This is a genomic window from Chlamydia sp. 17-3921, assembly GCF_902705545.1.
Classification (GTDB): Bacteria; Chlamydiota; Chlamydiia; order Chlamydiales; family Chlamydiaceae; genus Chlamydia.
Genome location: NZ_CACSHH010000003.1, coordinates 80,245 through 94,055, shown reverse-complemented (window position 1 = coordinate 94,055; position 13,811 = coordinate 80,245). Strand labels below are relative to the sequence as shown.

Here is a 13,811-nt window from a genome sequence, read left to right as displayed (position 1 = left end):
CCTATTTATAAAAATTTTATTAAAGAACAGACGATACTTACTGCTGTTAGGAAGATTCCTGCACTCCAAACAGTCTCTATAATAGCACTGTTCTCTAAAATCTTTGCCTTAACTATCGAAAGAATAATTATCATTACAACAGAAAAAAATCCTGCTAAGGAATAACTAGCACATAACACAAATGGAATAAAAATAAGAAGCCCTGCAAGGCCTCCTAGCATCCGCATCCATCCTTGTTTCAAAGGATGGGGGAAATCTTCTTTACGAATGTGAAGTTCTTCACGAATCATAGTATCTAGTAATAAGGTTGAGTCAGAACTAATGTAATCTACCATTTCATCAAGAAGAGAGCCTTTAAACCCTTGATCTGCAAATAAAACCCGTAACTCTTCTTTTTCTTGATCTAAGTTTTGCTCAATTTCTTTTTTTTCTTGAAACATAGAACGATGAGAGAGCTCCATGTATGACCAAGCACGTTTTGCTTTTGCTGCTCCCTGATAAAAAACCCAACCCAACCCTAGAGAAATTAGCAGCTTGGCTTGAAAGCTATGAGCTAGAGATGTAAGAAAAAAAAGAGTGCGAATGAAGTAGAGGAATACTCCTGTAGCTAGGGCATCACTAGCTAAGTGATAGTAAAATCCCTTAGAAGTAGTATGAGGCTCTCCTTTGCACACTGCATGTTTATCTCTGATTACACGGACGTGTTCTTCTGGAGTTTGTGAACGAAAATGGTCATAAGAATTTGTATTCATAAGGAAACATCCTAGAAACTCTGTGTATTTTCTTTATATTGCCCAGATATTTGCATATTTGCAACTTCTCATCCTTAATGAGAGGGATTGAGTTGTTCTTGTCCTCCTAAATAAGGTCGTAGGACTTTAGGAATCTCTATAGATCCGTCTTTCTGTTGGTTATTTTCTAAAATAGCAACAAGCAAGCGAGGTGTTGCCAACCCAGAGCCGTTAAGGGTATGGACAAAATGAAGCTTCCCTTGAGCATTTTTATATCGGGTTCTGGATCTCCGTGACTGAAAATCTGTACATTGTGAAATGGATGAAACTTCATAAAAAGCTTGTTGACCCGGGAGCCAGACTTCGGCATCGATGGTTTTAGAAGCCGTGAAAGACATATCACCTGTAGAAAGAAGTGAAAGACGGTAAGGGAGCTCTAGTTCTGTCAAAATTTCTTCAACAATGCCAAGCATTTTTTTGTATGCGATTTCTTCTTGCTCTGGAGTAGTAAAGGCGAACATCTCTACTTTATGGAATTGGTGAACACGAACAAGGCCTCGTTCATGAGAGCCAGCAGCTCCAGCTTCTCTACGAAAACAAGGAGTACAGGCTGCATAGTATAAAGGAAGTTTTTGTTCATCTAAGATATCTTGAGTATGGAAGCCATTGAGAACAACTTCTGCAGTTGGGATCAAATACAGGTGTTGATCTCCATCTTCTACGCGATAATATTGACCATCAAATTTAGGAATTTGTCCAGATCCAAATAAGATTTCTTTTTTTACTAACAAAGGAGGTAACCAAAGATGAAAGCCATGCGATTGTTGTTTGTGTAACATATAAGAGAGCAGAGCCCATTCTAATAATACTCCAAAATTTTTATAAGCAGGCCACCCAGATCCTGTAGTTTTTGCAGAAGCTTTGAAATCTAAGATGTCTAATTTTTTATTGAGCTCTAAATGATGTTGAGGTTGAAAATCAAATTTCCTTGGTGTTCCAACATTCTTTATAACTTTGTTTCCTGTTTTGTCTGGAGAAATAGGGACATCGTCAGCGGGATAATTCGGGAGTTGCGCAAGAGAATCTTGAAGATGCGAATTTTTTTCTTGAAGGAGTTCTTCTAGAGCCTCCATTTCCTGAGTTATCAAGGAAACCTGTTTGATCAAATCTTGAGTGTCTAAATTTTGTGTTTTAAGTTTTCGAATTTCCTCTGATAAGGAGCGCCTTTGGGCTTGAAGAGCTTCCGATTGGGTTTTTAATTCGCGAACGCTTTTATCTAAGTCCAGGATGGGTTTTAAGGAGATATTAGAATCTTTTCTACGAAGTCGTTGCTCACAATTTTCGGGCTCCTTGCGTATAATTTTTATATCCAACATGCTTATCTCTGCGTTATCTGAATTTATGGAGAAGTATATGGAAGATTTTTCCGAGCAACAACAGTTTTTTATGCGTCGTGCTATAGAAATTGGTGAAAAAGGAAGAATTTCGGCTCCTCCAAATCCTTGGGTAGGTTGTGTTTTGGTTAAAGATAGGAAGATTATCGGAGAGGGCTATCATGTCTGCCCAGGATCTCCTCATGCAGAAGACATGGCCATTCGAGAAGCAATCACTAACGTCGAAGGTTCCCAAGTTTATGTTACTTTAGAACCTTGTTCTCATTATGGTACTAGGCCTCCTTGTGTTAACTTATTAATTAAACACAAGATTTCTGAAGTTTTCATTGCATTAGTAGATCCCGATTCTCGAGTTTCTGGAAAAGGGGTTGAAGCGCTAAAACGATCTGGGATACGTGTGCATATCGGTTTAGAAGAAAAAGCTGCAAAAGAATCTTTGAGACCCTACTTGCATCAACGTTCTTTACGATCTCCTTGGATTTTACTAAAAAGTGCTGCAAGCATAGATGGGCAGATCGCTGACAGTAATAACCAGTCTCAATGGATTACTTGTCAAAAAGCTCGCCAGGATGTAGGACTGTTGAGGGCTTCTTCACAAGCCGTGATTGTTGGATCTAGGACAGTGATAATCGATAACCCCCAGTTAACTGCACGATTTCCTTCTGGAGAAATGTATTCTCGTCAACCTTTACGAGTTGTTCTTGATAGCTCTGGGAGAATCCCTAAAAATTCCCAGATATTTCATCTGAAGGGAGATGTTCTTTATGTCACCACACAACGTTGTCCTTTGTCACAGATAAGAGATTTAGAAGCCTTAGGGGTTGAAGTCCTCATTGTAGATTCTTCTCATTTAGGAGTTAATTTGCATCAATTAATCCAACATCTTGCTAGTAAAAATATTCTTCAAGTTCTTGTTGAAGGCGGAGCAACTGTACATACAGAATTTTTAAGAGAGCGATTAGCACACGCTTTAGTTGTGTATTTTGGCCCTAAAATTCTTGGAAATCAAAAAAAACCTATCTTTGGGGATATTGGATGTTTACTCAGTTCTGCTCAGACGTTGGTTCCTATCAGCTCTGAAATTATTGGGGACTCTTTAAAAGTTTTTTGGGAAATAGCCCCTCTGAATTCTTAGGGATAAGAGATTGATGGGAAAGAGTTTTTGGAGTAGCATTCCTTAGAGAAATTAATTTATTAGAGAAGGATTCTCGTGATAGAGGAACAAAAAAATAAGCTTGAATTAGGTTTTGTTTCCATAGAGCAGGCTTTGAGAGATCTTCAAGAAGGGAAATTTGTCATTGTTGTTGACGAAGCTACAAGAGAGGATGAAGGAGACTTAATTCTTGCTGGAGAAAAAATTACTGTTGAAAAAATGACTTTTCTTCTTCAACACACGACCGGAGTCGTTTGTGCTGCTATGGAGCCTGAACGAGCAAAACGACTTAATCTTCCTCCAATGGTGAAAGAAAACCGTTGTCGGTTTCGTACGCCTTTTACAATTTCTGTAGATGCCGCTCATGGAATCACAACAGGTGTTTCTGCTGCAGATAGGACTAAAGTTGTTCAACTACTTACAGATCCAAATAGTAAGCCTGAAGATTTTGTAAGCCCAGGGCATTTTTTCCCTTTAATAAGTTCTCCCGGAGGCGTTCTAAAGCGCGCAGCACATACTGAATCTACGGTAGATCTTATGCGTTTAGCTGGTATGGAACTTTGTGGAGTTCTAGCCGAGTTGGTAAATGAAGATTATTCTATGATGCGACTCCCTCAAATTATGGATTTTGCGAAAAAATATAATATTTCTGTTATTTCTGTTGCTGATCTTGTTGCATATAGAATGCTTTCAGAAAGACTTATTAAAAGAATTTCTTCAGCACGTCTTCCTACGGTATACGGAGATTTTATAGTTCACGTATATGAATCTTTGTTAGATGGTATACAACATTTAGCTTTAGTAAGAGGCGAGGTTGCTGGAGAAGAAAATATATTAGTAAGAGTGCATTCCGAGTGCATAACAGGAGATATTCTTCATTCAACACGCTGTGATTGTGGTGAACAGCTCAATGCTGCTATGGAATATATTGCAGAGCAAGAACAAGGTGTTATAGTTTACTTGCGAGGACAAGAAGGACGAGGAATCGGCTTAGGTCATAAAGTTCAAGCATATGCTTTACAAGATAGTGGTTACGATACTGTAGATGCGAATTTGGAAATGGGTTTCCCTGTAGACTCTAGAGAATATGGAATAGGAGCTCAAATTCTTGTAGATCTTGGATTGACAAAGATAAAATTGATAACCCATAATCCTAAAAAATATTTTGGTCTTCAAGGTTTCGGTTTGCGAATCGTTGAAAGGATAGCTCTTCCTGTACAAATCTCTGAAGAGAATCAACAATATTTACAAACAAAAAAAGAACGTATGGGGCATTGGTTAGATCTTCCTTGTGCTCAATCGGTTAATTAACAACATTTTAGGGCTTATGAATACTCTCAGAGGACGTATATCAGCAGAGAATTTGCGTATCGCTATTGTAGGATCTTGTTATAACTTAGCTATTGCTGACGCTTTAGTTGCTGGGGCTCAAGAGACTTTTCTAAAGCATGGAGGAGATGAAGACTCCTTAATAACTATTAGAGTTCCTGGAGCTTTTGAAATACCGTGTGCTATAAAAAAACTTCTTTCCTCTGCTTCTAAGGATAAGCAGTTTGACGCTGTCGTCGCTTGTGGAGTGCTTATTCAAGGCACAACAACACACTATGATCATATTGCTAACCAGGTATCTTCAGGAATCGCAGCTCTAAATTTAGAATTTTGCTTGCCAATAACCTTTTCTGTAATTACTGCTCCGGATGTTGCTACAGCTTGGGAGCGTGCTGGTATTAAAGGTGTCCATTTAGGTGTTTCTGGAATGACAACTGCTATAGAAATGGCAACGTTGTTCGCTCAGATTTAAGCATGAAAAGCATTATATTGTAACGCTAACCGCCCCATTTAAATGGATTCGCACAGAAATATTTTCCGAAAATACATCCAATCCTCCGCAAGAACTCGCTGTTGAAGAAAAATCTAAAACAGTGTTTTCTGGAAGAAGATGTTTATGAAGCATTTCTTTTTGTTCTTTTAGACTTTTTGTTAGCAATGATAAGAAAGTAGAATACACTTGTTGTGATCGATTTTCTGGACTAGTTGTTGCGTTGTGATTTGCACTAAATAACCCTGAAATTAAACTTGGCAGACCATAAAAAGATCGAGGGATAAGTTCTCCTTGAATTGTATAAAAGCTGTTAACAAGGGTTTCAGATTCTTCCACCGATAGATTTCTAAAGCTCCAACTTAAAGTTGTAGTTTCTGTTGGAGAAAGGTTCATTAATGTTGCTAATCGTACTAAAGTCATCTCAGTTCTCGAGGTTCCTTCAAACCCTAGGCGGTTTGCTCGATACGTAAGATGGCGAGAAAAAGCCTCTTCTACAGTAGCATGCTGTTGTAACATTGAAAGAAGATGAGAAAAGCTATAGTAAAAATCTTGCGAGTAGCTACCGTCTCCACAAACATCTAAACAATATAAATACAAATCTAGTACAACTAAGGAACGATGGGTCTTCCCTATAGAGAGTAGCTGGGGACTGGGGGCATCTGTTAACTTGAATAGCGATTCATAACTTCCAAGAAATCTGAGAGAATGGAAAACATTTTTTTGTTCCGGAGTTAAACGTGCAAAAGACGGACAAAGCTCTGGAAAAGTTTGTAGTACGTGGAGAGCTTTAGTATAAAAAGTTCTCGAACAGCAATCAGTAAAATAAGGTTTAAAGATCGTTACAGCTTTAGCAGAACAACCCAAATGACGTAAAACTATGGCTGTTTCTAAAATTTTAAATGTATTATCGAACTGTTTAGGAGCCTTTAAAAAGGATTCTAATTGTTTGTGAATAGTTTGGTATTGTTTAAATGTCATCCTTCCTTCAGAAGGAAGCATTTGTATGAGTTGGGTATAGGATTGACGCGATCCTTGTGCTATTAAGTGAAGGTAGATAAGACTGCGCATGGTGACATCAAACGCAGAGACTTTTTTGTTAAATAACGAGTGAGAATAGCTGTCTTTAAAGAAAATAGTTTGAGATAGTGGGTTCCCCGATGATTCTGTAAGCCAAAGTAACTCAGGAAATTGTCTCAGTTTAAGCTCTATCCAAGGTTCTGAACCAATTTTAATTTTCCCCTGGCTAGAAACTTGTTGCCGAGGGGTTGCCGCAACAACATAAGAGGGCAGCACTATAGAAAGAGCTGAAAAAAGGAATAAACCTTTTATAAAAAATCGTAAGAACATGAGAGCCTCTCGTTATCTAGCTATTTTGTTAATATCTTTATTTTTTAAGAGCTTAACTAAAAAGCTAATTTTGATAACAAATGCCCAATAACAAATCAACTCGAGAAATTCAAGGGAATTCCTCAGGAAAGCTTCTACACCACTCTCTAGAAAATCATTTATGTAGAACTTTTAAAGGATGCTCCTGAAGCTTATTATATGGAGATATGTTATAATTAAAAAGCTAATCTTTAATTTATTTATACAATGAAAAGATCGATATACAAAGTAATTCTTGGAAGTCTTCTTTTAATGACTGGTTTAACAAGTTGTTGTTTGAACCCCTTTAAAACTCGCAGAAGCTTAAAAAACTCTGGGGACTTAAATCAAAAGTCTGTTAAACTAACAGAGAAACGAGATCTTCCTCCTGTTACAAGAAGTTCTCGTCGTTTGCGAAGACTTTTTTCTCGGCGTAGTTTGCCCAAAAAGGATAAACAAGAAGTGCCTGCAAATTTTAAAACTTATTCAGATCATATGTCAGATCAAGACAAAAAAGATATTTCTTTTGTCGTAAGTTCTGTTGCAGAAAAATCTTCGCTGTCACTTGCTTTCTCTCAAAATGAGATAAAAGACGCCTTGAATCGTATTCGAGAAGTCCATCCTCTTGCCCTAATGCAAGCTCTTGCTGAAAATCCTAAATTAGTTGAAGGAATTAAGAAAATGCAAGGCCGAGATTGGATCTGGACTATGTTCATAACTCAATTGAGCCAAGTTTTCTCACAAGCTGTTCATCAAGGTGTTATCTCCGAAGATGATATTGCCTCATTTTCCTCTACTTTAGGATTAGATACCGGGACCGTTACCTCCGTTGTACATGGGGAAAGGTGGCCCGAGCTTGTGGATTTGGTGATTTCACAACCTTCATAAGTTCAAGAATAAAAGGTCTCCTTTCCCCGAAAACGAGTTGAAAGGAGGTTTTTTTATCAGCATTCCTGCTGTGAATCTCCCCTAGAGAATATTAAAAACAGAGTTACAGGAAAAAATATAATGATACATCTTCTAGAGAAATTTAACGAGTTGTGTACATCGCTTTGTGTATTCCCCGCAATAGTATTTTTAGGCGGACTTTTAACTTGGAAATTACGTGGCCTACAATTTCGAGGATTGAAGTTGGGCTTCAGTTTAATGGTGAAAAATAAACAAAAGGAAACCTCTTCAGATGATGGGAAGGTTTCTCGTTATGAAGCTATGGCTGGAATCCTTGCTGGGAATTTTGGAACAGGAAATATTGCAGGAATGGCTGTCGCAGTTGCTGGTGGTGGTCCCGGAGCTCTTGTATGGATTTGGATTGCTGCCCTTTTAGGCTCCATTGTTCAGTATGCCGGATCCTATCTTGGAATCAAGTATCGACAATCAAAAAAAGGAAGTGTTGGAGAATTTATAGGCGGTCCGATCGCTTGTCTTGCTTTTGGTTTACGTAGTAAATCTTTAGCTATACTTTTTGGAGTATTCACTTTGATAACAGCTTTTTCTGGAGGAAATTTTGTCCAGATGAGTTGTATTGTCCCATTGTGCGCTGATGGTATACTAGGTCGAACTTTGATCGGAATTTTATTAGCTCTAATAGTGATCCCAGTCCTAGCTGGAGGAAGTAATCGTATCTTACGATTTTCTGCTAAAGTGATTCCATTTATAGCGGGCTTTTATGCTCTGTCCTGCTGCTTCATCTTAATACAGCATGCCTCTTTTGTCTTGCCCGCTATTAAATTAATTTGCTCGTCTGCATTTGGAGTAAAAGCAACTATTGCTGGTTTCGGAGGTTATACTCTAGCTCAGGTAATTTCTACGGGAATGAATCGCGCTATTATGGCTACAGATTGTGGTAGTGGCATGGTTTCAATTCTCCAAACAAATTCCCAAAGTAAAAATCCTGTTGTAGATGGTTTAGTAACGCTGCTCCCCCCCATTATCGTCATGGTTGTATGCTCTATAACAATGCTTGTTCTTTTGGTTTCCGGAGCATATAATTCAGGAATTCAAGGGACTTTAATGGTGATGCATGCTTTTAAAAGTAGCATGGGTTCTTTGGGTGGCATTATCGTAATTGTCGCTATGGCTTTATTCGGTTATACAACAATATTGACATGGTTTGCTTGCGCAGAAAAAAGTTTAGAATATATTCTCCCAGGAAAGAGCGCTAACTTATGGTTGAAGACTCTATACATAGGTATCATTCCTCTAGGTGGAATTATTGATAGGCGTTTTGTTTGGGCTCTTTCAGATACAGGTTTTTCTGGTATGGTAATTCTTAATAGCATCGCTCTTATCGCTTTATTTAAAGATGTGATATCGTCAAGACGTGATGTAGCTCTACTACAAAAAGAAAATCAAATTGTTTGTGATTCCGCTCATCATTTAAATATTTAATTATGGAGATTTTGTAGATGCAGTTATTGTCGTCAGCTTTTACTTTCGGACGTCCTATCCCAAAAAAATATACCTGTCAGGGATTAGATATTTCCCCACCTCTAACATTTGAAGGGGTTCCTTCGCAAGCTGTAAGCCTAGCGTTAATTGTTGAAGACCCTGATGTACCAAAAGAGATTCGTAGTGATGGATTGTGGGTTCATTGGGTTGTTTTTAATCTCTCTCCAACAATTGTTAATTTAGCAGAAGGTGCGGTTATTTATGCTATGCAGGGACTAAATACTTCTGGAAAAGCTATCTATCAAGGACCGTGTCCTCCAGATAGACAACACAGGTACTATTTCAATCTTTATGCTTTAGATGTTGTCTTACCTCAAGAGCAAGATGTAACGCGAGATCAGCTGCTAGAAGCGATGCAAAATCATATCATTGAACATGCAGAACTTATGGGAACCTATGAGCAAAGTTAAGATTAACCTTCAATAGGGATAAACTCTTTTCGTTTTTTTCTGTGTTTCCAATAAAGCGGGCCGTAGTGATAACAAATCTCTTCGCCCGTTCGAATAGGTTGTATAGAACGAATAATTACTCGAAAAATTCCTTCGTAGAACATCCCAATAGCTTCAGCATTCGGCTGATCGCTGTGGTTTATAAATCTGGTAAAACTTCCGGATTGTTCACTGTCTATTGTAAAATAGCGAAAGGTAAACAAAGGTAGAGGATAACGAAAGCAATAGTCATTTTCATCCATCCAAATGTTTTTACGCTGACGTAAAATTCCTGCATATTCCCCGAGATAAGTCCATGGAGCAATATCTTCTCGGGCAAAAACTCCGTAGCCTATGTAAGAATTAATCCAACATATCGCTACGGGAGGAATTGTCGGTTTGTGGATTTCTTGTTTATGTAATTTCCCCAACCATTTAGCTAAAGGTGAAATTAATCCGCGCTTTTCTGACTTATTACATAAATTTCGAATGCGATTTTCTACCTGCCAGTCTAAGAATTTTAAATTAGGCAAAAATGAAAAGTTTAATAGATGACTCGCTCTAGCTATCGAGTAGGGGTGATAGTCATTTCTATCTTCACTTAAAGAAAGATAAATTTTTTGTTGTGAGTTAAAACTTTTGTTCAAAGTTACACTCCAATAAGATTTTGCGTAAAATATACAGGATCTGAGATAGATTTTGGAGCCGCTATTACAGGAGATATCTTTATAAAAGACTCAATGGCTTTAGAAACTGTTGCAAAAGCTAAATTTGGTTCATTACAAGCACTAGAAAGATGTGCTAGATAAAGTTTCTTAATTTTTGGTGAAAGGATTTTTTGTAAAAGTTCTCCGCATTCTTGATTGGAAATATGACCAACTTTACTCAATACTCGTTTTTTATAAACATCAGGACGAGGTGATTGACGAACTAATTCTGGATCATGGTTAGATTCTATAAGTAAGTAATCACAATCACGTAGTTCATGAATAATGAGAGATGTTCCCCATCCAAGATCTGTGCAAAAACCAATTTTTTCTTCTTTATAGAAAAATGTAAATCCTACTGGGTCTATGGCATCGTGAGGCACATTGAATGTTTGTACTTTTAAATCATGAAAGTGAAATATTGTACCCGTTGAAAAAATTTTAAATATTAGTTTGACGTCTAATAGTTGGGAAAGAGCTCTTGCTGTTTCTAAATTGCAAATGATTGGAGTATTATACGCTTTTACAAAACTACGGATCCCTGCAATATGATCTGAATGTTCATGAGAAACGAAAATGGCTTGGATATCCTCAGGGTGTATACCCATAGAAAGTAAATCATGAGTGGCTTGTTGTTTACTGATTCCCAAGTCTATAAGAATTTTGCAGGATGCTGTGCCTAAATATGCACAGTTCCCTTTAGAGCCAGAGGCTAAAGGGAAGAAGCCTTCCATAACTACCCTTCTTGTGGAGGTTGTTGCATCAATACTTGGCGAGGCTTGGCTCCCTCAGAAGGCCCGATAATCCTTGCTTCTTCAAGTTGATCTATCAAACTCGCAGCTCGAGCATAACCTATTTTCAATTTCCTTTGTAAAAAAGTCGTAGACGCATTTCCCGTTTGTAAGATCAATGTTTTAGCTTGAGAAAACAGAGGATCTCTGTCCGAATCCTCAGCATCATTTAAAGCGTCATCAAAAACATTAAATGATGGAATAATATATTTTGTTGGAAAACGAGAGCATAAATTTTTGATGACTTTATTAATATCTTCATCACAAATATAAGCTCCTTGAGCTCGAGTTGCTCCAAAGGATGATGGAGAGACTAGAAGCATATCTCCATTCCCCATAAGATTTTCTGCTCCAGGTTCATCTATGATGATCTGACTATTCACTTTGTTTGCAACTTTAAATGCTATACGAGAAGGGAAGTTTGCTTTAATAAGTCCTGTAATGACTTCTCTAGAAGGTCTTTGTGTTGCTAGAATTAGGTGAATGCCTACAGCTCGAGCCATTTGTGCTAAGCGAATTATAGGGGTTTCTATATCTTGAGAAGAGGAAAGCAACAAATCAGAGAGTTCGTCTATAATCCCTACAAGAAATGGCATTTTTTCTGGAATATCTTTATCATAAGAAACTTCTATCGCTTCATTGCGAGATCGAGAGTTAAAAGCTTGGATATTTCTGAGTCCTAAATATCTTAAAATCTCATAGCGAGATTCCATTTCCTTTACTAGCCAAACTAGAGCATTGTAAACTTCCCGAGATTCTGTAATCACAGGAGCTAACATATGCGGTAATTGTGAATAACTTGTTAACTCTACTTTTTTGGGATCTACAATTACTAGTTTTATGTCCGTAGGAAGGGAGGTCATTATGATGGACATAACTATCGTATTAATACACACGGATTTGCCAGAGCCAGTCGTTCCAGCAATAATTAAATGTGGCATTGTTGCTAAATCTGCCCATAGATTATCTCCGTTTGCTTTTTTCCCAAGTAATAGAGGAATTTGTAGCTTTTGATTTTGCTTACGATAGTCTTCTAATAGATCTCGGAAATTAACAGTTTGTGGGAAAGGTGTTGGAATTTCTATTCCTACAGCAGCTTTCCCCGGAATTGGTGCTATGATGCGAACACTAGATGCTTGTAATTTTAGGGCTATATCATTTTCTAATGACTTAATTTTTTGTACCTTGACTCCAGTATGTGGAAAAACTTCAAAAGCTGCCAATGAAGGCCCTGAACAAATATTACCGATATCAACTTCTATACCAAAGCTTGTTAGCGTTTGTTTCAAGATTATTGCTTTCTTTTGTAATTCTGCCTGCAAAGATTCTGGTTGTACGGTTTGATTTTTACTCAATAGGGAATATTGAGGAAGCTCTATCTCTTGTTCTTCCTGATTTTTAGATTTTGAAATAGCAGCTTTTTGCGTAATAAATGTTTGTGGAAGAGGAGTAATTTTAGATTCTTTATATTCTACCGCAGGAGATTTAGAGGGTTTTGTGAATTTTGGTAATAAGCGCTTATAGGGATGCGGAGTAAGAAAATGCATGCCCTCTCCAAAAGATATCGATTGTTTTATAGTTGAGTCTTGAGAAAGAGAGACAGAAGTATCTGTAGAAGTTGGGATTTTAGATTGCGTTTTTGGAAGAGTTGTTTGGAAAAAATCTTTCTCAGGAATTTTTATAGATGGCTTAGGAAGATAGGTTTGTTTACTTGTGAGTTTTTTGAAAATTGCGAATAGTACGTGCCAGCATTTTGAACATTTTCTGATAAAAAAATGTTGAAGGGTTTTTTTTTTGATTAATGAAATTTCACCAAGCAAATAAAACAAAGAAAAGAGAAGAAGAAAAGAAAAAATAAGTGCTGTTCCAACAGAACCTATAAGATGTTTTAAGCAGATTGATTGTCCTGAATATAATAAATAAAAAGGAATACCTCCGAGATAAGCTACGGGAGCGTCATTCCCTAAGATGAATTTCGGAAGGCGAAAATCTAATGCTGAAGGGAGAGTTTCCACAGGAGATATCATAGATAATAACATCGCGACGCATATAGGTATAGAGAAGAAAGCTAATGCTTTTTTTCGTACTTGTGTTGGAGATGTCTTTTTTATGTGTAGTATTGATAACCATAAAAAATGTAAGGGAATAAAAAAAGACGCTGCTCCAAAACAATAAAAAAGGAATGCACTACAAGACCAACCTATTAAGCCAATCCAATTTTGTACACAGGGTTGGTCTCTATGAAAGCTCCATAAACTTAATCCTAGAAAGCATGCTATAGCTAAGTAAAGACAGATTTTAGCTGCTAAAGGAATAAAAGGCCGGGATGTGGATTTCTTTTGCTCTCTTACCATAGAGTTAACACAAGATTCTCAAGTAGAGGAGTTCTTTATCAAGTTCTTCGTTATATCAGGAAAAACAAAAGAAAAAAAGAAGATAAAAGGGCGAACGACGGGGCTTGAACCCGCGACCTTTGGAACCACAATCCAATGCTCTAACCAACTGAGCTACGTTCGCCAAAAAAAATAAGATACTATGTCGGAAGGATATTTATCCAATTAAATAAAAGAGATAAGCAGAAGAAATTAATAGTGAAATAGAAGACTTGTCGTCTAGCGAATCTTCAAACAGAAAACACAAATATCTCTAAAAATACGTTTTCTTGTGCTTAGAATTTGCCATAGGTCGTTTTTGTGAAAGTTGTTTTTAGAGATGAGAAGCGCGAAGAAAAGACTAAAAATAAAAAGATGGCGAAATATATTGCACAAAAAATGCTGGTTTTTATAGGATCTTAGCTTCTTCTTAATTGTAAGACACAACAAGAGGAAAACAATTCACACTTCGATGTGGGTGGACAATGAAAGTTTGATAGTAAAAAATCAAATTTTCTTCTTAACAATGCAAATGAGATAGAATGCAGGCCAGTATAAAATGCTTGTGAGGATTCATATAAAGAATCCGTTAATTTTTTT

At 37.2% G+C, this 13,811-nt stretch carries 12 protein-coding genes and 1 tRNA gene; 6 read left to right on the top strand and 7 right to left on the bottom strand.

The genetic code is table 11. From position 1 onward, the window contains the following. Positions 1–5: 5 nt before the first annotated feature. Both JMS40_RS00790 and serS read right to left on the bottom strand, forming a co-directional pair. On the bottom strand, positions 6–752 hold the full coding sequence (locus JMS40_RS00790) for a VIT1/CCC1 transporter family protein (RefSeq protein WP_201456377.1): 747 nt from the start codon (positions 750–752) through the stop codon (positions 6–8). Between the two features lie 74 nt (positions 753–826). After that, the gene (gene serS / locus JMS40_RS00785; RefSeq protein WP_201456376.1) at positions 827–2,107 is read right to left on the bottom strand and encodes a serine--tRNA ligase; all 1,281 of its coding nucleotides are present in this window, start codon (positions 2,105–2,107) and stop codon (positions 827–829) included. A 37-nt stretch (positions 2,108–2,144) separates the two neighbouring features. Between serS and ribD the strand changes: the two genes are divergently transcribed. The 3 genes from ribD to ribH all read left to right on the top strand — a co-directional run bounded on the left by ribD (position 2,145) and on the right by ribH (position 5,079). Continuing rightward, on the top strand, positions 2,145–3,260 hold the full coding sequence (gene ribD / locus JMS40_RS00780) for a bifunctional diaminohydroxyphosphoribosylaminopyrimidine deaminase/5-amino-6-(5-phosphoribosylamino)uracil reductase RibD (protein ID WP_201456482.1): 1,116 nt from the start codon (positions 2,145–2,147) through the stop codon (positions 3,258–3,260). A 75-nt stretch (positions 3,261–3,335) separates the two neighbouring features. Continuing rightward, positions 3,336–4,589 (top strand): bifunctional 3,4-dihydroxy-2-butanone-4-phosphate synthase/GTP cyclohydrolase II, encoded by a 1,254-nt coding sequence (locus JMS40_RS00775; protein ID WP_201456375.1) that lies wholly within the window; start codon positions 3,336–3,338, stop codon positions 4,587–4,589. Positions 4,590–4,605: 16 nt separating this feature from the next. Further along, the gene (gene ribH / locus JMS40_RS00770) at positions 4,606–5,079 is read left to right on the top strand and encodes a 6,7-dimethyl-8-ribityllumazine synthase (RefSeq protein ID WP_201456374.1); all 474 of its coding nucleotides are present in this window, start codon (positions 4,606–4,608) and stop codon (positions 5,077–5,079) included. A gap of 12 nt (positions 5,080–5,091) precedes the next feature. On the opposite strand, the gene JMS40_RS00765 is transcribed toward ribH, so the two are convergent. Further along, a complete protein-coding gene (locus tag JMS40_RS00765; RefSeq protein ID WP_236558919.1) occupies positions 5,092–6,447 on the bottom strand; it encodes a hypothetical protein in 1,356 nt (451 codons plus the stop codon). 246 nt (positions 6,448–6,693) lie between these two features. On the opposite strand from JMS40_RS00765, the gene JMS40_RS00760 reads away from it, so the two are divergent. The 3 genes from JMS40_RS00760 (at position 6,694) to JMS40_RS00750 (ending at position 9,323) form a co-directional block, all read left to right on the top strand. Then, a complete protein-coding gene (locus tag JMS40_RS00760) occupies positions 6,694–7,353 on the top strand; it encodes a hypothetical protein (RefSeq protein WP_201456373.1) in 660 nt (219 codons plus the stop codon). 120 nt (positions 7,354–7,473) lie between these two features. Then, entirely contained in the window at positions 7,474–8,853 is a 1,380-nt protein-coding gene (locus tag JMS40_RS00755; RefSeq protein ID WP_201456372.1) for a sodium:alanine symporter family protein, read from the top strand. 17 nt (positions 8,854–8,870) lie between these two features. Continuing rightward, a complete protein-coding gene (locus JMS40_RS00750) occupies positions 8,871–9,323 on the top strand; it encodes a YbhB/YbcL family Raf kinase inhibitor-like protein (protein WP_201456371.1) in 453 nt (150 codons plus the stop codon). A gap of 2 nt (positions 9,324–9,325) precedes the next feature. On the opposite strand, the gene JMS40_RS00745 is transcribed toward JMS40_RS00750, so the two are convergent. From JMS40_RS00745 to JMS40_RS00730, 4 genes are all read right to left on the bottom strand, one after another. Beyond that, positions 9,326–9,988: an SET domain-containing protein gene (locus tag JMS40_RS00745; protein WP_370545309.1), complete on the bottom strand. Its 663-nt coding sequence runs from the start codon at positions 9,986–9,988 to the stop codon at positions 9,326–9,328. A 2-nt stretch (positions 9,989–9,990) separates the two neighbouring features. Beyond that, complete coding sequence (locus JMS40_RS00740) at positions 9,991–10,782, bottom strand: MBL fold metallo-hydrolase (RefSeq protein WP_201456370.1); 792 nt, start codon at positions 10,780–10,782, stop codon at positions 9,991–9,993. A gap of 2 nt (positions 10,783–10,784) precedes the next feature. After that, complete coding sequence (locus JMS40_RS00735; protein WP_201456369.1) at positions 10,785–13,193, bottom strand: DNA translocase FtsK; 2,409 nt, start codon at positions 13,191–13,193, stop codon at positions 10,785–10,787. Between the two features lie 89 nt (positions 13,194–13,282). Next, a tRNA-His gene (locus tag JMS40_RS00730) sits at positions 13,283–13,356 on the bottom strand. Between the last annotated feature and the right edge of the window lie 455 nt (positions 13,357–13,811).

Excerpts from the sequence above, each read along its gene's own strand:
- JMS40_RS00790 (WP_201456377.1), bottom strand. The coding sequence starts at position 752 with ATGAATACAAATTCTTATGACCATTTTCGTTCACAAACTCCAGAAGAA.
- serS (WP_201456376.1), bottom strand. The coding sequence starts at position 2,107 with ATGTTGGATATAAAAATTATACGCAAGGAGCCCGAAAATTGTGAGCAA.
- ribD (WP_201456482.1), top strand. The coding sequence starts at position 2,145 with ATGGAAGATTTTTCCGAGCAACAACAGTTTTTTATGCGTCGTGCTATA.
- ribH (WP_201456374.1), top strand. The coding sequence starts at position 4,606 with ATGAATACTCTCAGAGGACGTATATCAGCAGAGAATTTGCGTATCGCT.
- JMS40_RS00765 (WP_236558919.1), bottom strand. The coding sequence starts at position 6,447 with ATGTTCTTACGATTTTTTATAAAAGGTTTATTCCTTTTTTCAGCTCTT.
- JMS40_RS00760 (WP_201456373.1), top strand. The coding sequence starts at position 6,694 with ATGAAAAGATCGATATACAAAGTAATTCTTGGAAGTCTTCTTTTAATG.
- JMS40_RS00755 (WP_201456372.1), top strand. The coding sequence starts at position 7,474 with ATGATACATCTTCTAGAGAAATTTAACGAGTTGTGTACATCGCTTTGT.
- JMS40_RS00750 (WP_201456371.1), top strand. The coding sequence starts at position 8,871 with ATGCAGTTATTGTCGTCAGCTTTTACTTTCGGACGTCCTATCCCAAAA.
- JMS40_RS00740 (WP_201456370.1), bottom strand. The coding sequence starts at position 10,782 with ATGGAAGGCTTCTTCCCTTTAGCCTCTGGCTCTAAAGGGAACTGTGCA.
- JMS40_RS00735 (WP_201456369.1), bottom strand. The coding sequence starts at position 13,193 with ATGGTAAGAGAGCAAAAGAAATCCACATCCCGGCCTTTTATTCCTTTA.